The organism is Salipiger sp., assembly GCF_059781815.1.
The window spans coordinates 1-23,168 of record NZ_JBYNAH010000062.1 but is presented as its reverse complement, the minus strand read 5'-3'; the positions used below and the strand labels follow the sequence as shown (position 1 = coordinate 23,168).

19 protein-coding genes are annotated in these 23,168 nt (G+C 68.2%); 11 read left to right on the top strand and 8 right to left on the bottom strand.

The window, feature by feature from the left end; genetic code table 11:
- Nucleotides 1–311, bottom strand: a 311-nt coding sequence (locus AC6RA4_RS09495; protein WP_500159696.1) for a glycosyltransferase family protein, incomplete at its 3' end; no start/stop codon positions are given.
- A gap of 122 nt (nucleotides 312–433) precedes the next feature.
- On the opposite strand from AC6RA4_RS09495, the gene AC6RA4_RS09490 reads away from it, so the two are divergent.
- Nucleotides 434–1,183 carry a hypothetical protein gene (locus AC6RA4_RS09490; protein ID WP_500159695.1) on the top strand — a complete coding sequence of 250 codons (750 nt, stop codon included), beginning with the start codon at nucleotides 434–436 and terminating at the stop codon, nucleotides 1,181–1,183.
- Here AC6RA4_RS09490 and AC6RA4_RS09485 read toward each other — a convergent pair.
- Nucleotides 1,174–2,475, bottom strand: coding sequence for a DUF3422 family protein (locus AC6RA4_RS09485; protein ID WP_500159693.1), 1,302 nt, complete (start codon nucleotides 2,473–2,475; stop codon nucleotides 1,174–1,176). The two genes, AC6RA4_RS09490 and AC6RA4_RS09485, sit on opposite strands and share 10 nt — an antisense overlap.
- A gap of 127 nt (nucleotides 2,476–2,602) precedes the next feature.
- On the bottom strand, nucleotides 2,603–3,010 hold the full coding sequence (locus AC6RA4_RS09480) for a DUF6314 family protein (RefSeq protein WP_500159691.1): 408 nt from the start codon (nucleotides 3,008–3,010) through the stop codon (nucleotides 2,603–2,605).
- A 216-nt stretch (nucleotides 3,011–3,226) separates the two neighbouring features.
- Here AC6RA4_RS09480 and purB point away from each other — a divergent pair, with 216 nt between their 5' ends.
- The 4 genes from purB (at nucleotide 3,227) to AC6RA4_RS09460 (ending at nucleotide 7,125) form a co-directional block, all read left to right on the top strand.
- Nucleotides 3,227–4,531 (top strand): adenylosuccinate lyase, encoded by a 1,305-nt coding sequence (gene purB / locus AC6RA4_RS09475; RefSeq protein ID WP_500159689.1) that lies wholly within the window; start codon nucleotides 3,227–3,229, stop codon nucleotides 4,529–4,531.
- A 188-nt stretch (nucleotides 4,532–4,719) separates the two neighbouring features.
- Nucleotides 4,720–4,875, top strand: coding sequence for an adenylosuccinate lyase (locus AC6RA4_RS09470; RefSeq protein WP_222604066.1), 156 nt, complete (start codon nucleotides 4,720–4,722; stop codon nucleotides 4,873–4,875).
- A 139-nt stretch (nucleotides 4,876–5,014) separates the two neighbouring features.
- Nucleotides 5,015–6,067, top strand: a complete 1,053-nt coding sequence (locus AC6RA4_RS09465) for a flagellar motor switch protein FliG (protein WP_500159687.1) — start codon at nucleotides 5,015–5,017, stop codon at nucleotides 6,065–6,067.
- A gap of 125 nt (nucleotides 6,068–6,192) precedes the next feature.
- Nucleotides 6,193–7,125, top strand: coding sequence for a lysophospholipid acyltransferase family protein (locus tag AC6RA4_RS09460; protein ID WP_500159685.1), 933 nt, complete (start codon nucleotides 6,193–6,195; stop codon nucleotides 7,123–7,125).
- Here AC6RA4_RS09460 and AC6RA4_RS09455 read toward each other — a convergent pair.
- Nucleotides 7,089–7,787 (bottom strand): DUF1223 domain-containing protein, encoded by a 699-nt coding sequence (locus AC6RA4_RS09455; protein WP_500159683.1) that lies wholly within the window; start codon nucleotides 7,785–7,787, stop codon nucleotides 7,089–7,091. The two genes, AC6RA4_RS09460 and AC6RA4_RS09455, sit on opposite strands and share 37 nt — an antisense overlap.
- Before the next feature lie 230 nt (nucleotides 7,788–8,017).
- Here AC6RA4_RS09455 and acnA point away from each other — a divergent pair, with 230 nt between their 5' ends.
- Nucleotides 8,018–10,789: an aconitate hydratase AcnA gene (acnA, locus tag AC6RA4_RS09450; RefSeq protein WP_500159681.1), complete on the top strand. Its 2,772-nt coding sequence runs from the start codon at nucleotides 8,018–8,020 to the stop codon at nucleotides 10,787–10,789.
- A 294-nt stretch (nucleotides 10,790–11,083) separates the two neighbouring features.
- On the opposite strand, the gene AC6RA4_RS09445 is transcribed toward acnA, so the two are convergent.
- The 4 genes from AC6RA4_RS09445 to AC6RA4_RS09430 all read right to left on the bottom strand — a co-directional run bounded on the left by AC6RA4_RS09445 (nucleotide 11,084) and on the right by AC6RA4_RS09430 (nucleotide 18,596).
- Nucleotides 11,084–12,760, bottom strand: a complete 1,677-nt coding sequence (locus AC6RA4_RS09445) for a hydantoinase B/oxoprolinase family protein (protein ID WP_500159679.1) — start codon at nucleotides 12,758–12,760, stop codon at nucleotides 11,084–11,086.
- A gap of 172 nt (nucleotides 12,761–12,932) precedes the next feature.
- On the bottom strand, nucleotides 12,933–14,993 hold the full coding sequence (locus AC6RA4_RS09440; RefSeq protein ID WP_500159700.1) for a hydantoinase/oxoprolinase family protein: 2,061 nt from the start codon (nucleotides 14,991–14,993) through the stop codon (nucleotides 12,933–12,935).
- 47 nt (nucleotides 14,994–15,040) lie between these two features.
- Nucleotides 15,041–17,758, bottom strand: coding sequence for a molybdopterin-dependent oxidoreductase (locus tag AC6RA4_RS09435; protein ID WP_500159677.1), 2,718 nt, complete (start codon nucleotides 17,756–17,758; stop codon nucleotides 15,041–15,043).
- Nucleotides 17,748–18,596: an FAD binding domain-containing protein gene (locus tag AC6RA4_RS09430; protein WP_500159675.1), complete on the bottom strand. Its 849-nt coding sequence runs from the start codon at nucleotides 18,594–18,596 to the stop codon at nucleotides 17,748–17,750. The genes AC6RA4_RS09435 and AC6RA4_RS09430 overlap by 11 nt, the downstream gene beginning before the upstream one ends.
- A 371-nt stretch (nucleotides 18,597–18,967) precedes the next feature.
- Between AC6RA4_RS09430 and AC6RA4_RS09425 the strand changes: the two genes are divergently transcribed.
- From AC6RA4_RS09425 to AC6RA4_RS09405, 5 genes are all read left to right on the top strand, one after another.
- Nucleotides 18,968–20,398 carry a 6-hydroxynicotinate reductase gene (locus AC6RA4_RS09425; RefSeq protein ID WP_500159698.1) on the top strand — a complete coding sequence of 477 codons (1,431 nt, stop codon included), beginning with the start codon at nucleotides 18,968–18,970 and terminating at the stop codon, nucleotides 20,396–20,398.
- Nucleotides 20,395–21,258 carry a UPF0280 family protein gene (locus tag AC6RA4_RS09420; RefSeq protein WP_500159673.1) on the top strand — a complete coding sequence of 288 codons (864 nt, stop codon included), beginning with the start codon at nucleotides 20,395–20,397 and terminating at the stop codon, nucleotides 21,256–21,258. The genes AC6RA4_RS09425 and AC6RA4_RS09420 overlap by 4 nt, the downstream gene beginning before the upstream one ends.
- Complete coding sequence (locus AC6RA4_RS09415) at nucleotides 21,251–21,835, top strand: amino acid synthesis family protein (protein WP_500159671.1); 585 nt, start codon at nucleotides 21,251–21,253, stop codon at nucleotides 21,833–21,835. The genes AC6RA4_RS09420 and AC6RA4_RS09415 overlap by 8 nt, the downstream gene beginning before the upstream one ends.
- Nucleotides 21,832–22,410 (top strand): amino acid synthesis family protein, encoded by a 579-nt coding sequence (locus AC6RA4_RS09410; RefSeq protein ID WP_500159669.1) that lies wholly within the window; start codon nucleotides 21,832–21,834, stop codon nucleotides 22,408–22,410. The genes AC6RA4_RS09415 and AC6RA4_RS09410 overlap by 4 nt, the downstream gene beginning before the upstream one ends.
- Before the next feature lie 52 nt (nucleotides 22,411–22,462).
- A partial coding sequence (locus AC6RA4_RS09405; RefSeq protein WP_500159667.1) for an aromatic ring-hydroxylating dioxygenase subunit alpha occupies nucleotides 22,463–23,168 on the top strand: 706 nt, incomplete at its 3' end.

Here is a 23,168-nt window from a genome sequence, read left to right as displayed (position 1 = left end):
CGCCCCTCCGCCGGGTCGAGCACCACCAGCTCATCCACATCGCCGACGATCACATGGCGATAATAGCTGCGCAGCCCGGCCACGAGCCCGTTCAGCAACCGCCAGCGCTTCATGTCAAAATTCGGATGAGGATCGCCGGGGATGCCGATCACGTTGCAGCCCTCGGCCAGACGCGCCACCTCCTCGCCGCGCCCGTGGTTCACGACGTAGCAGTTCTCGCGCCCCAGCATCTCGCCGTAATGGCGCAGCCACGCCTTCAGGAAGAAGGCGTCATCCCGCACCATGGTCACCGCCGCCACGACCGATTGCATTCGCCCGCCCCTTTCTTGCCAGCTGCCCCGCCAATAGCCTATCGGCAGGTCGTTCTAAAGAGAATCGCCATTGCCAGCCCGGCCCGCCAGCGTTGCGGCCATATCACGCGAGGCCCGTCCGCATGCTCCCCGATACCTTCCCCGAGACCGGCCTGCATTTCGCCCTGACCGGCGCCAGGATCACCCGCTACCAGGTCTTCGGCGAACGCTCCTCCGGCACCAATTTCGTCAAGCGCCTGATCGGGCGCAACACCGCGCTGGCGCCGAGCGACGATTTCGGCTGGAAGCACGGCTTCCCCCAGATGACCGCGATCCCCTCCGACCTCGCGGTGATCTGCGTGATCCGCCACGCCGCCGAATGGGCGCTATCGATGCATTCGAAACCGTGGCACTGCCCGCCCGAAATGCAGCGCCTGCCCTTTCCCGACTTCCTGCGCGCCCAATGGGCCACCATCGCCGACCGGCCGCGCTACTTTCCGGAGGTGAAGGCCCACGGCGGCACCGGCGAGGCGCTCCAACTCGACCGCCATCCGCTGACCGGCGCGCCCTTCGCCAACCTCTTCGCGCTGCGCCGCGCCAAGCTCGAAGGCCTGCTGGGCTTTCTCAACCGCGGCGCTTCTGTGATCTTCTGCCGGCTCGAAACCGTGCAAGGAAACCCTCAGAGCTTCCTGAAAACGCTCGAGAAACGCCTCGCGCTGCCGCCCGCGCCGCAGCCCTACCGCCCGGTGGTCAAGCGGCTCGGCTCGCGCTTCCTGCCGTCGGTCGAGGACCGCCCGACCACCCCGGACGTGCTCGCAGCACAGGATCTCACCTTCCTGCAAAGCCAGCTCGATCTCGGGCGCGAGGCGGATCTCGGCTACCGCTACTCGTGAGCCTCGCCGCCTTCCACCTTGGCGCGGATGCGCCGCAGCCCGAGCCAGACCGCCAGCACCACCGGCGGCACCACCAGCGCCGTCATCATGCCCTTGGATAGCCCCACCATCCCCGCCACCGGGTAGAGCAGGTAGCTCACCAGCGACACCGCGTAATAGCTGATCGCCACGACCGAGAGCCCCTCGACCGTGTGCTGCAGCCGCAGCTGCAACCCGGCGCGCCGGTCCATGCTCTCGAGCAGGTCCTGGTTCTGCGCCGAGCGCTTGACCTCGACCCGGGTGCGCAGCAGGTCGCCCGCCCGCATCGCCCGCGCCGACATCGCCTCGAGCCGCTTCTCGGCGCTTTTCACCGTGCGCATCGCCGGATCGAAGCGCCGCGCCATGAATTCGCGGAAGGTCTGCCGCCCTTCGAAGCGCTCCTCGCGCAGCACCGCGATGCGCTGCGTCACCAGCGCCTCGTAGGCCCCGGTCGCCGAGAGCCGGAACGCGGTCTGCGCCGACAGGGTCTCGAGCTCGGAGGACACCCGCAAGAGCGCCTGCAGCGTCTCCTCCTCGGGCGCGTCGCCATGGGTCATGGCGGTCATCAGCTTGGTCAGTTCCTCGTCGATCTCGGTCATCCGCGGCTGGATCGCCCGCACCCGCGTGAATCCCAGCATCGACATCGCCTTGTAGGTCTCGATCTCGCAGAGCCGCTGCACGATGCGCCCGACCCGGCGCTCGCCGACATCGGCGCGCGGGAACACCGCAAAGCGCAGATGGCCGCCGGAATCGATGCGGAAATCGCCTGCCACCACGATGGCGTCGTCGATCACCCGGCTCACCGCGAGGCTGTCGGCCACCATCCAGGACGCGGTCAGATCGTTGATATGGCCCTCGTCCTCGGGCCGCTCACAGATCCGCAGCATCGCCGAGGTCACCCGCACGCCCGGCGCATCGCGCAGCCAGTCGTCGGGAAAGACCTCGAAATCCGCCGGGTCATAGGGCCGCTCGCCGAGCCCGCTCAGGAACACCGTGTAGGTGACGAACTCGGTATGCTGCTCCCATTTCAGCACGTGCTTGCCGATGGCGGCGGTGAAATGCGTCGCGCCGGGCTGCGGATGCTGGGTGCCGTAGCGGTCGAGCAGGTCGATCAGGTGATCGAGATCCTCCGAGCGGTCGCGCGAGGCCGCGTCCTGCGCCTTCTTGATGGCAAGGTAGACCGCCCTCGCGGGCGCCTGCAGCGCGGGAAAGGGGCGGGCATGCAGCTCGTTGGCGAGCTGGTAGCGCAGCGGGTGGTCCTCGATCGGGGGCATCTGGCGTCCTCGGGCAGTCATCTGCGGAAACCTACAAGGCCCCTGCCCGAAGTAAAGATAATTTCACGAGCCCTTTCAGCGCCTTAGCGGGATACAAACGTATACCCGCACGCAAGCCCCGGAAATCTCAAAGCTTTGGCTGCCCCAGCGGCAGGTAGCGCGAGACCATGACATAGGCCTTGCGCGTCCCCCGCACCTGCCAGCGCGCCTGCCACTCCGGCCAGCGGCTGAAATCGTAGCGCACGTCATACTGGTCGGGATCGCACCAATGCGCCGCCTCGCCGCCCTCGGCCGGCACCTGGTGGAAGAACCGCCCGTCATCGAAGAACACCCGCAAGTCGCGGTCCCAGCGATAGCGCCGCTCGGCGGCAAAGCGCCCCTGCCCCATCACCAGCTCGCCGCGCTCGACATAGTCCGCACCCTCGCCCGCCGCGCGCCACTCCGCGATGCCCTCGAACCGCGCCGAGCTGCCATCGCCGTGCAAGATCTCCCGCTCGATCCGCCACGTTCCGAGAAACCCCTCCAACCATCGCATCGCCATGCCTTTCTTTACGTCATAAATACTCCGGGGGTGTCGCAGCTCTGCTGCTGCGGTGGCCGCCCCCCCAAGCTCCAAAGCCCGCCACCCCGCGCGCCCCAAGCATACCGCCTTGGCCAACCCACCACCTTCCGCCAAGGCAGCCAACCCTTGCCGCCCAGCCCCGCACGCCCTATGACGCGCGCAATCCGCACGCAACCCCGAGGACAGCCGATGATCCCCCGTTATGCCCGCCCCGAGATGACCGCGATCTGGGAGCCCGCCACCAAGTTCCGCATCTGGTACGAGATCGAGGCCCATGCCTGCGACGCCCAGGCCAAGCTCGGCGTGATCCCGCAGGAAAACGCCGACGCCGTCTGGAAGGCCAAGGATGTCGAGTTCGACGTCGCTCGCATCGACGAGATCGAGGCCGTCACCAAGCATGACGTCATCGCCTTCCTCACCCATCTCGCCGAGCATGTAGGCTCCGACGAGGCGCGCTTCGTGCACCAGGGCATGACCAGCTCCGACGTGCTCGACACCTGCCTCAACGTGCAGCTGGTGCGCGCTGCCGACATCCTGCTCGAGGGCGTCGACAAGGTGCTCGCCGCGCTGAAGAAGCGCGCGCTCGAGCACAAGATGACGGTGCGCGTCGGCCGCTCCCACGGCATCCATGCCGAGCCCACCACCATGGGCCTGACCTTCGCCCGCTTCTATGCCGAGATGGACCGCAACAAGAACCGTCTCGAGAAGGCCAAGTGGGAAATCGCCACCGGCGCGATCTCGGGCGCCGTCGGCACCTTCGCCAATATCGACCCCGCGGTCGAGGAGCATGTCTGCGAAAAGCTCGGCCTGCGGCCCGAGCCGATCTCGACCCAGGTGATCCCGCGCGACCGCCACGCGATGTTCTTCGCCACGCTCGGCGTCATCGCCTCCTCGATCGAGAACATCGCCATCGAGATCCGCCACATGCAGCGCACCGAGGTGCTGGAAGGCGCCGAGTTCTTCTCGATGGGTCAGAAGGGCTCCTCGGCGATGCCGCACAAGAAGAACCCGGTGCTGACCGAGAACCTCACCGGCCTCGCCCGCCTGGTGCGCATGACGGTGATCCCGGCGATGGAGAACGTGGCCCTCTGGCACGAGCGCGACATCTCGCACAGCTCGGTCGAGCGCGGCATCGGCCCCGACGCCACCATCACCCTCGACTTCGCGCTGAACCGCCTCGCGGGCGTCGTCGACAAGATGATCATCTACCCGCAGAACATGCTCGACAACATGAACAAGTTCCCCGGGCTGGTGATGTCGCAGCGCGTGCTGCTGGCGCTGACCCAGGCCGGCGTGAGCCGCGAAGATGCCTATTCCATGGTGCAGCGCAACGCGCTCAAGGTCTGGGAAGAGCGCCTCGACTTCCGCGAGCTGCTGCTGGCCGACGAAGAGGTCGTGGCCGCCCTCGGTGTCGACGGCATCAACGAGAAGTTCGACATGGGCTATCACACTAAGCACGTGGACACGATCTTCAAGCGCGTCTTCGGCGAGTAAGCCCCCAGCCGGGCCGCGCGCATCGCGCCCGGCCCGCCCCCGAAGATCAATCCAAGGCGCCGGCGACAGCCGGCGTTTTGCTGTCGGAGGCCCGTCACGGCGATGTGAAACTCGCATCTGCGCGGTTTCTTTTTGCCGTAGCGTCAACCCGTGCTAGCCTTCGTGCCATTCCAACAGGAGGACGCAAGATGACGATCAAAACCCTGCTGACCGCCGCCGCCCTCGCCGTGGCTCCCTTTGCCGCCACCGCCGCCTGCACCGGCCACAGCGAAGCCAAGGTGAGCTGCGCAGAAGGCATGCAATTCGACGCGGCCACCGGCACCTGCAAGACCGTGTCGGGCTGACCCGCCACATCGCGAGACCGAAGAGGCGGCCCGGAGGCCGCCTTTTTCGTTTGCGCAAAGCCTCTGGCCGCCCTGCTGGTGAGGCTTCGTTAACCCCGTCGCGCTACCTCTTCGAGGGTCTCCTCCGAAGCGGTGTCCGATGTCCCAAGCTTCCTCTCTCGCCGCCCTTCCGGGCCCCTCGTCCGGTCGCGGTCCGCTCACGCGCCGCGCCAAGGCGGCCATCGTGGTGCAGTTCCTGCTCAACGAGGGCGCCGACGTGCCGCTTTCCGCCCTGCCCGACGATCTGCAGGCCGAGCTCACGGCGCAGCTCGGGCGCATGCGCTATATCGACCGCGAGACGCTGAACAGCGTGATCGAGGAATTCGCCAACGAGCTCGAACAGATTGGCATGTCCTTCCCCGGCGACATGGCCGGCGCGCTCTCGGCGCTCGACGGGCGCATCAGCCACCGCACCGCCGCGCGCCTGCGCAAGGAGGCGGGCGTACGCCAGACCGGCGATCCGTGGGAACGGATCAACGGGCTCGACGAAGAGCGGCTGGAAAAGCTCGTGCTGGGCGAGTCGACCGAGGTGGCGGCGGTGACGATGTCGAAGATCGAGACCGCTAAGGCCGCCAAGGTGCTGGCCCGCCTGCCCGGCGACCGCGCCCGCCGCATCAGCTATGCCATCTCGATGACCGCCGGGGTCAGCCCCGAGGCGGTGGATCGCATCGGTCTCAGCATCGCCGCCCAGCTCGATGCCGAACCGCCCCGCGCCTTCGAGAAGAAGCCCAACGAACGGGTCGGCGCGATCCTCAACTATGCCGCCAGCGCCAAGCGCGACGAGGTGCTCGAGGGGCTCGAGGAGACCGACAAGGAGTTCGCCGAGGCGGTGCGCAAGGCGATCTTCACCTTCGCCAACATCCCCGAGCGGCTGAAGGCCTCCGACGTGCCCAAGATCAGCCGCGACGTGCCCGGCGACGTGCTGACCATGGCGATCGCGGCAGCCAGCTCCGAGGCCGATCTCAAGGCGGTGGAGTTCATCCTCGAAAACCTGTCGAAACGCATGTCCGGCTCGCTGCGCGAGGATGCCGCCGGGATGAGCGTCAACGCCAAGAAGGGCGAGGCGGCGATGAACGAGGTGGTCTCGGCCATCCGCGACCTCGTCACGGCCGGCGAAATCGAGCTGCGCGATCCCGATGGCGACGACGAGTGATCGACGCGGCCTCGGCTGAGGAGCGAGGGCCCCGCCCGACGCGAGGAAGCCCCGCGCCGGACCCGGCGCTTGTGCCGCGCCGCCACCCGGCCTATCTCTTCGCCCGCAACCACAGGAGCGCAAGCTTGGGCAAGAGCGAAGACAAACCGCGCGGCGGCTGGGCCGACTGGATGGCGGACCGCGCCCTGCGTGGGCTGATCGCGCTGGCGCTCGCCCTGCCGCTGCGCACCCGGCTCCGGGTCATGGGCTGGGCGGTGCGCCGGGTCATCGCGCCGCTGGCCGGCTACCGCGCCCGCGTGCTCGACAATCTCGCCCATGTCTGGCCCGACCTGCCCGAGCCCGAGCGCCAGCGCATCGCCGACGAGGTGACCGAGAATGCCGGCCGCACGATGATCGAGAATTACGACGTGTCGGGACTGCTTGAGCGTATGCAGGACGCGCCGGTCTCAGGCGCGGGCCTGCCCGAGATCGAGCGCGCCCGGGCCGACGGCCGCCCGGTGCTCTTCGTCACCGGCCATTACGGCAATTTCGAAGCCCCGCGCGCGGCGCTGGTGGCGCGCGGCTGGCGCATCGGCGGGCTCTACCGGCCGATGGCCAACCCGTTCTTCAACGAGCATTATGCTGCCAACATGCACGCGCTCTCCGACCCGGTCTTCGAACAGGGACGGCGCGGCACCATGGGGCTCTTGAAACATATCCGCGACGGCGGCATGGGCGTGCTTTTGTTCGATGTCTACAGCAGCGACGGCACGCCGATCGACTTCCTCGGCCAGCCCGCCCCCACCCTGACCTCAAGCGCCGAGATCGCGGTCAAGACCGGCGCACTCTTCGTGCCGTTCTTCGGCATCCGTCAGCCCGACGGCATCTCCTTCGAGGCGGTATTCGAGGCGCCGATCCCGCATGGCGATCCGGTCGGGATGATGCGCGAGGCGACGCGCCGGCTCGAGGCGCGGATCGAGGAAGATCCCGGTCAGTGGTTCTGGATCCACCGCCGCTGGAAACCCAAGCGGCAGGCCAAGCGTCAGCGCAAGCGCGCGGCGGCCAGGATGGGGCCGTAATCCTTTTCCTGAAGCATCACGACCACCGGGTCGGATCCTTCCAGCGGAACGCTCATCTCGAGATCGGCATCGCCGTTCCAGACGCCCAGCACCTGCCAGCCATGCGCCACGTGGGTATAGGTGATCGCGCGCCCGGCATTCTCGCCCTCGAGGATGTCGACCCGCTCGCGCGGGGTATAGCGCACCAGCTGCACCATGGTCTCGGGCAGCGCCGCCAGCGGCTCGGCGGTGATCTTCAGCGTGTCGCCGTCGCGGCTTAGGCTGACCCGCGCCAGTGCCGGCTTGTCGCCGGCATGGCGGATCGCGTCGACCACCTTCATCGGGCGTGAGCCCACCACGTCATAGACCCCGCCGATCATCATCTGAGGCGTGTAGATCGAGCGCCGTCCGGCGGTGCGGGCATAACCCTTCTGGCGCTTGGTAAATACGGGATCGGCGAAGTTGTCCTTCCAGCCGATGTAATCCCAGTAATCCACGTGCAGCGCCAGCGGGATCACGTTCTCCTGCTCGCCGAGCTCGGCCAGAATCGCATCCGCCGCCGGGCACGAGGCACAGCCCTGAGAGGTGAACAGCTCGACCACCACGGGATGCTCGTCTGCGCCCGCCACGCTTGCCGAAACGGCGAGACAGGCAGCGGCGATCCATTGGCTGAGTCGAAGCATCGGTGGTCTTTTCCCTGTTATCCCCCGATCCGGGGTATCCAAACGCGGTTGAAATAACCAATCAAGGTTTTGCGAGAGCGGGTGAAGCGCGCCAGCCGTGGCCAAGCTGCCGATATTTTGTATCCCACGGTATACAATTTGGCCTGACGCCCTTGAAGACTAGATGCTCATGCGCCAGATATTCTGAGAAGCACACGCTTTTCTTCAGCCTTCATGCAAGGGAGCCAGACATGCCAATCACAGTCGGACAGGACACCTCCAAGACCCGCAAGACGCTCGAGGTGAACGGCAAGAGCTACGCCTACTATTCGATCCCCGCCGCCGAGGCCGCCGGGCTCGGCGATTTCTCCAAGCTGCCCGCAGCGCTGAAGGTGGTGCTCGAGAACATGCTCCGCTTCGAGGACGGCAAGACCGTCTCGGTGGATGACATCAAGGCGTTCTCGGACTGGGCCAGGGATGGCGGCAAGGGCAACCGCGAGCTCGCCTACCGCCCGGCCCGCGTGTTGATGCAGGATTTCACCGGCGTTCCGGCGGTGGTCGATCTCGCCGCGATGCGCGACGGCATCAAAGCGCTTGGCGGCGACGCGCAGAAGATCAACCCGCTGAACCCGGTCGATCTGGTGATCGACCACTCGGTGATGATCGACGAGTTCGGCAACCCGCGCGCCTTCCAGATGAACGTGGATCGTGAATACGAGCGCAACATCGAGCGCTACGAGTTCCTCAAATGGGGCCAGTCGGCGTTCAACAACTTCCGCGTCGTGCCCCCGGGCACCGGCATCTGCCACCAGGTGAACCTCGAATATCTCGCCCAGACGGTCTGGACCGACCAGGATCAGGACGGCACCGAGGTCGCCTATCCCGACACTCTGGTCGGCACCGACAGCCACACCACCATGGTCAACGGCGCCGCCGTTCTTGGCTGGGGCGTGGGCGGCATCGAGGCCGAGGCCGCGATGCTGGGCCAGCCGATCTCGATGCTGATCCCCGAGGTGGTGGGCTTCAAGCTCACCGGCGAGATGGTCGAGGGCACCACCGGCACCGACCTCGTGCTCAAGGTCGTCGAGATGCTGCGCGAGAAGGGCGTGGTGAACAAGTTCGTCGAGTTCTACGGCTCCGGTCTCGACAACCTGCCGCTGGCACAGCGCGCCACCATCGCCAACATGGCCCCCGAATACGGAGCCACCTGCGGCTTCTTCCCGATCGACGCCGAGACCCTGCGCTATCTCGAGCAGACCGGCCGCGACAAGGACCGCATCGCGCTGGTCGAGGCCTATGCCAAGGAGAACGGCATGTGGCGGACCCCGGATTACGATCCGGTCTATACCGACACGCTCGAGCTCGACATGGGCACCATCGTGCCGGCGATCTCCGGCCCCAAGCGCCCGCAGGATTACATCGCGCTCGACGGCGCGGCCCCGGCCTTTGCCAAGTTCGTCGAGGGCCAGCGCGCCGGCAAGGATGCCACCGACAAGGAAGAGGTGCGCTGGGAAGGTGAAGGCGGCGCGCCCGAGCCCGCCGATATCCCCGGCGACGAGGGCCATCACAAGAAGGGCTGGTACAAGACCGATGACGGCGCCTACCAGCTGCATGACGGCTCCATCGTGATCGCGTCGATCACGTCGTGCACCAACACCTCGAACCCCTACGTGATGATCGGCGCCGGCCTCGTCGCCCGCAAGGCACGCGAGCTGGGACTGAACCGCAAGCCGTGGGTCAAGACCTCGCTGGCGCCGGGCTCTCAGGTCGTCTCCGACTATCTCGAGGCCGCCGGCCTGCAGGAGGATCTCGACGCGGTGGGCTTCAACCTCGTGGGCTATGGCTGCACCACCTGCATCGGCAACTCCGGCCCGCTCGATGCGCCGATCTCGAAGGCGATCAACGATTACGACCTGATCGCCACCTCGGTGCTGTCGGGCAACCGCAACTTCGAGGGCCGGATCTCGCCGGACGTGCGCGCCAACTACCTCGCCTCGCCGCCGCTCGTCGTGGCCTATGCGCTGGTGGGCGACATGAACGTCAACATCGCCACCGATCCGATCGGCACCGACAAGGACGGCAACGATGTCTACCTCAAGGACATCTGGCCGTCGAACGCCGAGATCGCCGAACTGGTCGAGAAGACCGTGACCCGCGAGTCGTTCCAGTCGAAATATGCCGACGTGTTCAAGGGCGACGAGAAGTGGCAGGCCGTGGAGGTGAACGGCGGCGAGACCTATGACTGGCCCGCCACCTCGACCTACGTGCAGAACCCGCCCTATTTCCAGGGCATGTCGAAGGAGCCCGGCTCGATCACCAATATCGAGGGCGCCAAGGTGCTGGCGCTTCTGGGCGACATGATCACCACCGACCACATCTCGCCCGCCGGCTCGTTCAAGGAAAGCACCCCCGCCGGTCAGTACCTGATCGAGCGCCAGGTGCCGGTGCGCGAGTTCAACTCCTACGGCTCGCGGCGTGGCAACCACGAGGTGATGATGCGGGGCACCTTCGCCAATATCCGCATCAAGAACGAGATGCTGGACGGCGTCGAGGGCGGCTACACCAAGGGCCCCGACGGCGAACAGACCTCGATCTACGACGCCTCGATGGCCTACCAGGAGCAAGGCACCCCGCTGGTGATCTTCGGCGGCGAGCAATACGGCGCGGGCTCCTCGCGCGACTGGGCGGCCAAGGGCACGGCGCTGCTGGGCGTGAAGGCGGTGATCGCCGAGAGCTTCGAGCGCATCCACCGCTCGAACCTCGTGGGCATGGGGGTGATCCCGTTCGAGTTCACCGGCGGCGACACCCGCAAGACGCTGGGCTTGACCGGCGAGGAGACGGTCTCGATCACCGGGCTCGACAGTGTCACCCCTCTTGCCGAGGTGCCCTGCTCGATCACTTACGCGGATGGCTCCACCAAGGAGATCACCCTCAAGTGCCGCATCGATACGGCGATCGAGAAGGAATATGTCGAGCATGGCGGCGTGCTGCACTACGTGCTGCGCGACCTCGCCGCCGCTTGATTTCGGATCGCGCCACCTGCGCCCCGGTGCGGGTGGCCCTATCCCGAAAGACAGAAAGCCCGCCGGTCTCGCCGGCGGGCTTTCTCATTGGATCGCGCGATGAGTGTCAGCCGCGCAAGCGCCGGACCGTGGTTTGGCGCGCCTTGTATCGAACCTCTCGATTTATCCTGGCCACGTCCGAAGGACCTCGACACGTCGCGCCGACGTCACAAGAGCGCCAGACCGCGGGGACGGTCCGGCGATGGCGCGGCGGCCTGCGGCCTTGATTCCGCGCAAGCAACGCTCTCCCGGCGCTCAGCCGAAGAGCCGCTTCGCCTCCTCCGCCGTGTAGCGCCCGAGACGCACGTCTTCCTCGACCAGCGCGCGATCCCGCGTCGCCGGATCGCCGTAGCCCCCGCCTCCAGGCGTCTTGACCCGCACCCGGTCGCCCGCGACCAGCGAGATGTCCTGCGCCTTCGACAGGTGCTCCGGCGTGAAGCTCTCACCCCCGCGCGTCACCGCCACCTCGTTGACCGCACCATCGCCACCGCCAAGCGCCCCCTGCGGGCCGAAGCGGCCGTGATCCATCACGAAGCTCGCCCGCGCCTGCCCCTTGAGGATCTCCACCTCGTAGTCGAGCCCGAAGCCGCCGCGCTGCGCCCCCGCCCCGCCCGAGCCCTCGCGCAGGGCGTAGCGGTGGTAGAGCACCGGGAATTGCTGCTCCATGATCTCGACCGGCGGCGCCTTGGAGATGCCGATGGTCGAGCAGCCGTTGGAGATGCCGTCGCCGCCCGCGTAGCCGCCATAGCCGCCGCCCGAGATCTGGTACATGACGTAGCTCTGCCCGGTCTCCGGCACCTCGCCGCCAAGCGCGAAATTGCCCGAGGAACCCGCGGGTGCCGCGCTGACCTTGCTCGGCAGCGCCTCGACCAGCGCCGCGAACACCGCCTCGGCGATGCGCTGGCTGACCTCCGCCGCGCAGCCCGAAACGGGGCGCGGGTATTGCGCATCGAGGAAGGTGCCTTCCGGGCGCCTGACGGTGAGCGGCTCGAAGGCGCCGGCGCTGATCGGCACGTCGGGGAAGATGTGCCGCATGGCGAGGTAGACCGAGCTCAGCGTGGTGGCGATGACCGAGTTCATCGGCCCCTGGCAGGGCGGGCTGGAGCCGGCGAAATCGAAGGTGAGGCCTTCGCCATCGGCGGTCACCGCGAGCTTGATCTCGAGCGGCTCGTTCACCACGCCGTCGCTGTCGATATAGGCGGTGGAGCGGTAGGTGCCCGGCGGGATCTGGGCGATCTGCGCCCGCATCTGCTCGGCGGCGCGGCTGCGCAGCTCGCCGATGGCCTCGCGCACGGTGTCGTCGCCGTAGCGGTCGAGCAGCCGGGTGAGCCGCGCCTCGCCGACATAGAGCGCCGCGGCCTGCGCCTTGACGTCGCCGATGCGCTGGTCGGCGACGCGGATGTTGGAGCAGATGATGGCGTAGATCTCCGGGTCGAGTTCGCCGTTCTTGAACAATCGCACGGGCGGCAGCCGCAGCCCCTCCTGCTCGACCGCCGTGGCCGAGGCCGAGAAGCCTCCGGGCACCGCGCCGCCGGTATCGGGCCAGTGGCCGGTGTTGGAGAGCCAGCAGAAGATCTCGCCATTGCGCCAGACCGGCATGGCAAAGCGCACATCCATCAGGTGGGTGCCGCCGAGATAGGGATCGTTGACGATGTAGATGTCGCCGGGCTTCGGCGCGACCACCTTGCCTTCCGCGATCATCCTGATCAGCGTCGCGGTGGAATATTGCATGACGCCCACGAAGACCGGCAGCCCCTGCGAGCCTTGCGCGATGAGGCTGCCATCCTCGGCGGAATAGATGCCGTCGGAGCGATCGTTGGCCTCGGCGATCACCGGCGAGAAGGCGGCGCGGGAGAAGGAGAGATCCATCTCGTCGCAGACCTGCTGCAGCCCGGACTGGATGACGGTGAGGGTGATGGGATCGAGCGTCATGACAGACCTCCGAGGACAGCAAGGGCGGAGAGGGCGGATGCCTCCGGCGGGAGTATTTTTGACGTAAAGAAGCTGGGGGTCGCGCCCTTATCTTCTTTACGTTGCAAATACTCCACGGGGGCGTGGGGGTGTGAAACCCCCACTCCGGCGCGGGAGCTCGTGATGCGGCCGGTCATGCGCGCGGCCCCACCGTCACGATGAGATTGCCATCGCTATCCTGCGTAGCCACGTCGCTTGGCTCGAGTACCAGCGTGCAGTCCATCTGCTCGACGATGGCGGGGCCGGAGAGCGTGGAGTCCGCCGGCAGGTGATCGCGCCAGTAGATCGGGGTGTCGATCCAGGCGTCGAAGAAGACCGGGCGGGTGCCGGTGCGGGCCTCGTCCAGCGTGGCCTTGCGGCCCGCGGGGTCGATCAGCGCCGAGAGGTCGATCTCGGGGCGGCGGCCGATAACGGAGGTGTTGACGTTGACCAGCGCCGGGCGGATTTCCGGCAGCTTGACCTGGAAGCGCTTGAAATAGGCCTCCTCGAACAGCGCCTGCAATTCTTCCCGCGTGGGGGTCGCCGAAGGCAGCGGCACGCGCAGCAGGTGGGTCTGGCCGATGAAGCGCATCTCGACCGAGAAGGAGATCTTCTCCTCGGCGATCTCCACCCGCTCGCGGCCGATGGCGGCGCGGCCCTCCTCGACCTGGCGGGCGAAGAGCGCGTGCACCTCGTCCATGTCGCAGGCATCCAGGGGCTGGTTCACCGTGGCCACGTAATCGTGGCGCAAGTCGGCCACCACGCAGCCCAGCGCGTTGGTGATGCCGGGCCGCGCCGGCACCAGCACCCGCGGCACGCCGAGCTCGCGTGCGATGGCGCAGGCGTGCAGCGGCCCGGCCCCGCCGAAGGCGAAGAGGGCGAAATCGCGCGGGTCCTCGCCGAGCGAGATCGACACCATGCGCACCGCGTCGGCCATCTTGGCCGTGGCGATGCGCAGCACCGCCGCCGCCGCCTCGGTGGCGTCGAGCCCCAGCGCGTCGCCGAGGCGCGACTGGAAGGCGGCGCGGATGGTCTCGAGCGAGACATCGCCGGAGATCGTGTTGAGCTTGCCCGGGTCCATGCGGCCCAGCGCCATGTTGGCATCCGAGATGGTGGGCTCCACCCCGCCCTTGCCGTAGCAGATCGGCCCCGGCACCGAGCCGGCGCTCTCGGGGCCCACCTGCAGGAGCCCCGCCGCGTCGACCCGCGCGATCGAGCCGCCGCCCGCGCCAACGGTGCGCACGTCGACCATCGGCACGTGGATCGGCATGGCGTATTCGATCTCGATTTCGTGCGAGACCGCCGGATCGGCGCCGCGGATCATCGCCACATCCGTCGAGGTGCCGCCCATGTCATAGGTCAGCAGGTCGGGGATGCCGGCGCGGCGCCCGGTATAGGCGGCGGCCATGACCCCGGAGGCCGGGCCCGACATCACCGTCTTGGCGGCTTCCTCGGCCACCACCCGGGCCGAGACCATGCCGCCATTGCCGTTCATCACCAGCAGATCGCGGTCGTAGCCGCGCTCGGAAAGCCGGTCGGCCAGCCGCTCGACATAGCGCCGCAGCAGCGGCTGGACGGAGGCATTGACCGCCGCGGTCACGCCGCGCTCGAACTCACGGCTCTCCGAGATCAGCGCGTGGCCCAGCGTGATGTTGCCGTTGGGCCAGATCTCGCGGGCGATCTGGCCGGCGCGGATCTCGTGGGCCGGGTTGGCATAGGCGTGCAGGAAGTGAATGACCAGCGCCTCGCAGCCCTTCTCGAGAAGGTCCGAAAGCGCGGCGCGCAGGGCGTCCTCGTCGAGGGGCGCGTATTCCGAGCCATCCGCCAGCATGCGCTCGGGGATCTCGAGGCGCAGGTCGCGCGGGATGATCGGGCGGAACTGCCCGGTCATGCCGTAGGCGTGCGGACGGGTCCGGCGGCCAAGCTCGAGCACGTCGCGGAAGCCCAGCGTGGTGACGAGCCCGGTCTTGCAGAGCTGGCGCTCGAGCACCGCGTTGGTGGTGGTCGTGGTGCCGTGCACGATCAGATCGAGCGCCGCGGCATCGACCGAAGCCGCATCGAGCGCCGCCAGCACCCCCTTCGACTGGTTGTCGAGCGTGGTGGGCACTTTGGCGAGCTTCACGGCCTTCGCCTTGCTGTCGTAGAACACAAGGTCGGTGAAGGTGCCGCCCACGTCGATCCCGGCGAAGCTGCCGGTGAGGGTCTTGTCGGTCATCTCGGGGGCCTTTCCTGCGGCGGCTGCCGGGGTCTTTTGATCGAGCATCACGCGCCCGTCCCGGCAGCGAGGATCGCCGCGCGCACCGTGTCGGGCGTGGCGGGGAGGTGGTGGACGCGGGCGCCGGTCGCATGCGCAATGGCGTTGAGCACCGCCGGCGCGGTGGGGATCAGGCAGTGCTCGCCCAGCCCCTTGGCGCCGTAGGGGCCGTGGGCGTCGCCGCTCTCGATGATCAGGCTCTCGATCGGGGGCACGTCGCCGATGGTGGGGATAAGGTAATCATGCAGGTTCTCGGTTCGGCCGGGGAGGAACTCCTCCATCAGCGCAAGGCCGATGCCCTGCGCCACGCCGCCCTCGATCTGGCCCTCGACCAGCAGCGGGTTGATGGCGCGGCCGACATCATGGGCAGCAACGAAGCGCAGCAGCTTGACGGTGCCGAGCGCGGTATCGACCTCGAGCTCACAGAGCTGGGCGGCAGTGCCGAAGACGGCGTAGGGATCGCCCTGCCCGTTCTCGTCCAGTGGCGAGGTCGGCGGGTCGTAGCTCTCGACCGCCTCGATGGCGTAGCCCTCGGCGGGCTCGAGTTCGACGCGCACCTGCGTGCCCGCATCGGAAAGCGTGATGCCGCCCTGTTCGAGCGTGATGGTCGCCGCCTCGGAGACGTTGCCGAGCCGCAGGATCTGCGCCCGCAGCGCTTCACCGCAGAGTCGGGCCGCGTTGCCCGAGATATAGGTCTGGCGGCTGGCCGAGGTCTTGCCGGCATCGGGGGTGATGTCGGTATCGGGGCCGAGGATGCTGATCTGGCCCACCGGCACGCCGAGCGCCTCGGCGAAGATCTGGGTGATGACGGTGTTGGCGCCCTGCCCGATATCCACCGCGCCCTGATGCAGGCAGAGGTCTCCGGTCGCCGTGATGCCGGCACGGATCGTCGAGGGGTTCGACATCGAGGTGTTGCCGCAGCCATACCAGCCCGCCGCGATGCCGACGCCGCGTTTCTTCGTCTGGCTCGTGGCGTTGAAGGCCTCGGCATCCGTCAGGGCCTTGTCCCAGTGGGGCTTCAGCGCATCAAAACAGGCGTCGATGCCCATGCCGGTCTCGAAGACCTGCCCGGTCACGGTGGGATCGCCGTTGGTCAGGCAATTGAGGCGGCGGAAGGCCAGCCGGTCCATGCCCAGCTTCTCGGCGAGCAGGTCGTAGAGCTGCTCCTGCGCCACCGCCGATTGCGGCACGCCGAAGCCGCGGAAGGCGCCGGCGGGGGCGGTGTTGGTATGGATGCCGGCGCTCTTGGCCTCGTAATTCGGGGTCTTATAGGGGCCGGAGGCGTGGATCGGCACGCGGTTGGCCACCGTCGGCCCCCAGCTGGCATAGGCGCCGGTGTTGAAGGTGCCGTCGAAGCGCACCGCCGTGACCCGACCCTCGGCATCCGTGCCGATCTCCATGTGGACCTGAGAGGGGTGCCGCTTGGTCGAGGTCGCGATGGATTCGGCGCGGGTATAGGCAATGCGCACCGGGCGCTTGAGCATCCACGCCGCCAGCGCCACGTAGGGCTGCGCGGTGAGGTCGAGCTTTGAACCGAAGCCGCCGCCGGTCGCGGTGGGCAGGATGCGCACCTGTTCCGGCGTCAGCCCCATGATGCCGGCGATGCCGTCGCGGTTCATGAACGGCGCCTGCGTGCAGCACTGGATCTCGATGCGGTCGCCGACCCGCCGGGCCGAGGCGGCCTCGGGCTCGATATAGCCATGCTCGATGAAGCCGGTGGAGAACTCGCCCGAGACGACATGCGCGGCCTTGGCCATCGCCTCGGCGGCGTTTCCGCGCGCCACGTAGCCGCGGCACATGACGTTGTCGGCGCGGTCCTCATGCAGCAGCGCCGCCTTGTCGGCCCCTTCCGGGGTCAGCACAGATGCCAGCTCTTCCCACGCGACGGGAAACGGCTCCATCCCCGCCAGCGCCTCGGGCGTGCCGACCACGGCGGCCACCGCCTCGCCCTTGAAGCGGGTCTCGGCTTCGGCAAAGACCGGCTGGTCCTCGAAACCGGGGATCACGCCGAAGCGGTTCTCGCCGGGGATATCGGCGGCGGTGAGGATCAGGGCGAGACCGTTCTCCTCGCGAAACGCCTCCAGATCGCCGAAGGAAAAGCTTGCCCGGTGGAACGGCGACCGGATCACCTGCACGGTGAGCGCATCCGCCGGCGCCACGTCATCGCCGAAGCGCTCGGTGCCGTTGACCTTGGGCCAGCCGTCGAGCCGCGCGATGGGCGCCCCAACAGCGCCTTCCGCCAGCGGCGCGGCGGTGGAGGCGTCGAGCACGGCGGCGATGATCTTGCGATAGCCGGTGCAGCGGCAGAGCACGCCGCCCAGCGCGTCCGAGACGCTTTCTTCGGTGAGCTGTTCGCCCGAGCGCAGCAGCGCCACCGCCGAGACCATCATGCCCGGCGTGCAGATGCCGCATTGCGCCGCCTGATGGCGCTGGAAGCTCTGCGCCAGCCGCTCGGCATCGCGGTCGCCGGCGACGAGCCCCGCCTGGGTCTCGATCTCGCAGCCCTGCGCCTGCCCGGCGGCGATCATGCAGGCGCAGACCGGCGCGCCGTCGAGCAGCACGGTGCAGGCGCCGCAATCGCCGGCATTGCAGCCGACCTTGACGTCGCGCGCGCCAGCCACCTCGCGCAGCACCTCGGAAAGCCGCGCGGTCGCATCGGCGGGCACAGTGATCTCGGCCCCGTTGAGGGTGAAACCGATATGGCCCTGCGGCGCATCAAGCGACATGGGTCACCTCCTTCATGGGCGTGGCCGCCTCGGCGATGGCGCGGGCGACCAGCGTGGCCACCGCCTCGCGGCGGTAACCGGCGCGGGCGCGCACATCGTCGATGGGGCTAAGTTCTGGGAAATCATAGCCAAGCACGATCTGCTCGGCGGTCTCGAGGGGCGCGCCCTCAAGCGCGGCCTCCAGCGCCGTCAGCCGCCGCGCCACCGGGGAGCAGGCGCCAACGGCGATGCGGGCAGTGCTTATCCGCTCGCCCTCCATTTCGACCACTGCGGCGACCATGGCGATGGAGATCACCAGATAGCGCCGCGCGCCGAGCTTGAGGAAGGCGCCCTGCCCCGTGGCCTCGGGGATGAAGAGCGCGGAGAGGATCTCGCCCGGCGCCAGCTTCGTCGCGCGCGGGCCGGTGATGAACTCGCCCAGCGGCATGCGCCGGGTGCCAGCCCGCCCCGAAAGCTCGACCTGCGCCTCGAGCGCCAGCAGCGCCGGCACGCCATCGGCCGCCGGAGAGGCGTTGCAGAGATTGCCCGCCACCGTCCCGGCGTTCTGGATCTGCACCGAGCCAACCTCGCGCGCCGCGGCCTTGAGCCCGTCGAAGAGCGGCGGCAGCTCGGCCTTCACCACCTGCGTCCAGGTCGTCGCCCCGCCGATGCGCCAGCCGCCCTCGACCGCAGTGATGCCGCGCAGCCCGGCGATTCGGGTCAGGTCGACCATCTCGGCAGGCGGTGTGCCATCGCGCAAGGACGGGTAGAGGTCGGTGCCGCCGCCCAGGGCGACCGCTCGCCCGTCGCGCAAAAGCTCGAGCGCAGCGTCGAGCGATTCGGGGCGATGCAGTGGCATTGGGCTTTCTCCTTGCTGGTCGCTGGGTTGGTCGGTCTGCGCCGCCTTCTTCGCCGCACTTCATTCGTATGCGAACAATTTGACAGAGAGCCTAGGGGCGATTTCCGAACTCTGTCAATCGCCATCATCGCGCGCCCTGCCCGGTCGGAACAGAATGCTGAAAAACGCGACACAGGTCCATCTCGGCCCGCGTTGCCACACCATGCCGCTTGACAGACCGGCAGGGGTCATGCGTTCGTATACAAACGAATTACAACGCAATGACGCCACCAGGCCAGCCAAGGAGCCCGCACGTGACGGTTGAGACGCCCCCGGTAAAACGCGAGCGCGCGCAGAAGCCCGAGAAGATTCGCTGCGATGCCTGCCCGGTGATGTGCTACATCGCCGAGGGCCGCGCAGGGGCCTGCGACCGCTACGCCAACGAGGGCGGCGAGCTGGTGCGGCTCGACCCGCTGACCATCCTCGAGAACCGCGAGGACGTGGCGCTGGTGCCCTTCCTCGAGCGCGAGTGGGATGGCGACATCGTCTCGGGCGACGAGGCCTTCCTGACCGCCGTGGGCTCCGGCACCACCTATCCCGATTACAAGCCAGCGCCCTTCATCGTCGCCTCAAAGGCGGCGGATGCCGACATGATCACCGTGGTGACCGAGGGGATCTTTTCCTATTGCGGCGCCAAGGTGAAGATCGACACCGACCGCCACCTTGGCTCCGAATGCGCCTGGGTGCGCGCCGAGGGCGAGATCATCGGCCACGTGACGACCTCGGAATACGGCTCGCAGATGCTCTCGCTCGGCGGGGTGAACCACCTCACCGGCGGCTCGAAGAAAGAGGGCCGCGCCACCTGCTCCGCCCTGCTGGCGCTCTGCAACGGCGAAAGCGTGCAGCTCTCCATCGACAACGGCGCCGAGCTCGAGATCACCGCCGGTCAGGCGCCCATCGTCAACGGGCAGGCCGAGGAGCGCATGCGCGTCGGCTGCGGCTCGGCCACGGTCGGCATGTTCGCGGCGCAGTGGAAGGGGCTCGTGGACGAGGTGGTGGTGGTCGACGATCACATCACCGGCGTCATGTCCGAGCACCAGGCCGGCAAGGTCATCGGCTGGAAGCCCACCGGCATCAAGATCAAGGGCCGCCGCTCGACCCCGGGGCGCTATTTCCAGGTCGCCGAGCCGGGCACCGGCTGGGGCGGCACCGACCTCTCGGATCCACTCGCCATTCTCGATACGTGGAAGCCCGAGGCGTGGCCCGGCCTCTCGATCCTGATGGTCTCGACCACCGGCGAACACGCCGCATATTACGAGCTCAACGACAATCTGGTGCCGGTGCAGAAGGAGATGCCTGCGCGGCTTCTGCCCTCCGTCCAGCGCATTGAAGAAAACTGCGAGCCCTCGATGGCCTCGGTGCTGTTCATGGCCGGTGCCGGCGGCTCGCTGCGCTCGGGCGTGACCGAGAACCCGGTCTCGCTGACCCGCTCGGTGCAGTCGCGGCTGACCCGCGTGACCTGCGGCGGCGCGCCGGTGATGATGTGGCCGGGTGGCGGCATCACCTTCATGTCGGACGTGACGCAGATGCCGAAGAACGCCTTCGGCTACGTGCCGACCCCGGCGCTGGTCGCGCCCATCGAGTTCACCATGTCGCGCGCCGATTACCAGGCGCTTGGCGGCCACATGGACTACGTCATGCCGCTCGAGGATGCGCTCAAGGGCATCCATCCGCGCCAGAGCGATCACCGCCTGTCCGGCCAGCGCTCCGAGAGCCGCAAGAGCGGCGCGCCCTGGCCGGTCGCCAAGGAGCCGCTGAAATGAGCTTTCGCGAGGGCCCCATCGTTCAGATGGCCCGCGACGGGCGGATGCGGCTGACCCACGGCCCCATCGACCTGATCGTGACCGCGAAGGGCCCCGCCGAGCCCGCGCATGCCGCGCTGCGCCGCGCCCACGAGGCGTTTGAGCCGGTGCTGCCCGCGCTTTGCGAAGAGCTGCCCCGCCTGCGCGCCGATAGAGGCCCCCTGCCCGCCGGCCCGGTGGCGCAGCGCATGGCCACCGCCACCGCGCCGTTCGCGGACCTCTTCGTCACGCCCATGGCGGCGGTGGCGGGCTCGATTGCCGATCACGTGCTGGCCGCGATGCTGGCGCCGGGCCACGGGCTCGACAGCGCCCATGTGAACAACGGTGGCGACATCGCGCTCTGGACCCGGCAGACCCCGCTGCGGCTGGCGATCTGCGAAGACCCGATCATCCGCGCCCCCGGCGGCCGCGCCATCATCGGCCCCGCCGACGATATCGGCGGCGTCGCCACCAGCGGCTGGCGCGGGCGCTCGCAGTCGATGGGCATCGCCGACGCGGTCACCGTGCTGGCCCGCGACGCGGCATCCGCCGACGTCGCCGCCACACTCATTGCCAATGCCGTCGACCTGCCCGGCCACCCCGCCATCGCGCGTGCCCCCGCCGATGAGCTCGCCCCCGACAGCGATCTCGGCGCGCGCCTCGTCACCACCGATGTCGGCGCGCTCACGCCCCAGGACGCCCGCCAGGCGCTGGACGCCGGGCACGCGCTGGCCCAAGACTACATCCGCCGCGGCCTGATCCGCGCCGCCTGCCTCGCGCTGGCCGGCGAACGCAGGGCCCTCGGCGATGCCATTTCCCAGGAGGAGCCCGAATATGCCTGAGGTGAAGGTCCGCAAGACGCTGGTCCAGGTCGAAACCATCTTCCACGAGGGCGGCCCCGCCCCGGAGGCGCCGCAGAAGCGCGCCGCCGCCATCGCGGTGATCGAGAACCCCTATGCCGGCGGCTATGTCGAAGACATCCTGCCCTTCATGAAGGATCTCGAGCCGCTCGGCGCCGAGATGGCCAGGATGTGCATCGACGCGCTCGGCGGTGACGCCAGTGCCGTGGAAGGCTACGGCAAGGGCGCCATCGTCGGCGTCAACGGCGAGATCGAGCACGGCGCGCTCTGGCACGTGCCCGGCGGCTACGCCATGCGCGACGCAATCGAGAAGAGCATGGCCATCGTGCCCTCGACCAAGAAGGTCGGCGCCGCAGGCACCCGCCTCGACGTGCCGGTGACCCACACCAATGCCTCCTACGTGCGCACCCATTACGACGCGGTCGAGGTCGGCGTGCCCGACGCGCCGCGCCCCAACGAGATCGCGCTGGTGCTGGTGATGACCACCTCGGGTCGCGTCCATGCCCGCATCGGCGGCCTCACCAAGGATCAGGTCAAGGGCGAGGACGGTCTCCGTTGAAGCTGCGCAAGATCATCACGCTGCTCGAGGAGACACGCTCCGAGATGGGCGAGGCGGTCTCGCCGCCCGCCCGCCGGGCGCTCGCCGCCGCGGTGATCGAGAACCCCTTTGCCGGGGCCTATGCCGAGGATCTCTCCGAGCTGATCGAGACCGGTGCGGAGCTGGGCACGCTCCTGGGCGAAGAGGCGCTGGCCGCGCTCGGCTGCGGCGCGGAAGAGATCGCGGGCTACGGCAAGGCCGCACTGGTGGGCGAGCTGGGCGAGCTCGAACACGCCGCCGCCCTGCTGCACCCCAAGCTCGGCGCACCGCTGCGCGCGGTGATCGGCGGTGGCAAGGCGCTGGTGCCGTCCTCCAAGGCCATCGGCCGCGCCGGCGAGATCCTCGACGTGCCGCTCGGCCACAAGGATGCCGCCTATGTGCGCAGCCATTTCGACGCCATGCGCCTGCGCCTCCCCGATGCCCCGCGCCCGCGCGAGATCGTCGTCGCGGTGGTGCTGCAACAGACCGGACGCCCGCTGCCGCGCGTCGGCGGGTTGAGACACGACGAGATCGAGGGCGCCGACGGGTTGCGCTGACCGGAACAAGAATTCGCTGACGAACCAAGCGAGGATGCAAGGGAGAACGACGATGACGAATTTCGTGAAGAACGCCTGGTATGTCGCTGGCTGGTCGACGGAAATCGACGACGAGCTGCGCCGCTTCACCATCCTCGGCGAGCACGTGGTGATGTTTCGCAAATCCGACGGCACCGTCGCCGCGCTCGAGGATCGCTGCCCGCACCGGCTCTTGCCGCTCTCCAAGGGCAAGCGCATCGGCGACACCGTGCAATGCGGCTACCACGGCCTGACCTTCGACTGCTCCGGCGCCTGCGTGCGGGTGCCCGGGCAGAACAACCTGCCGAAGTCGGCCTATGTCGAGGCCTACCCCATCGTCGAGAAACACGGCATCGTGTGGATCTGGATGGGCGACGCCGAGAAGGCCGACGAAGCACAGGTCTTCGACATGCCCGAGTTCTCCGACCCGAACTGGGCCGCCCATCACGGCGACGCGCTGCACCTCAAGTCGAACTACCTCAACGTCGCTGAAAACCTCGTCGACCCGGCGCATGTGAGCTTCGTGCACCCGACCACGCTCGGCAATTCCGCCTCCGAGAACGTCCCGGTCCATGTCCAGACCGAGGGCGAGGCGATCGTCGCCTGGCGCTGGATCCGCGATGCCGAGCCCATCGGCTTCTTCAAGGCCTTCGGCGGCTTCACCGGCAATGTCGACCGCTGGCACTATTACTACCTCTACACCCCGTGCACCGCGGTGATCGATTTCTGCTCCATCGAGA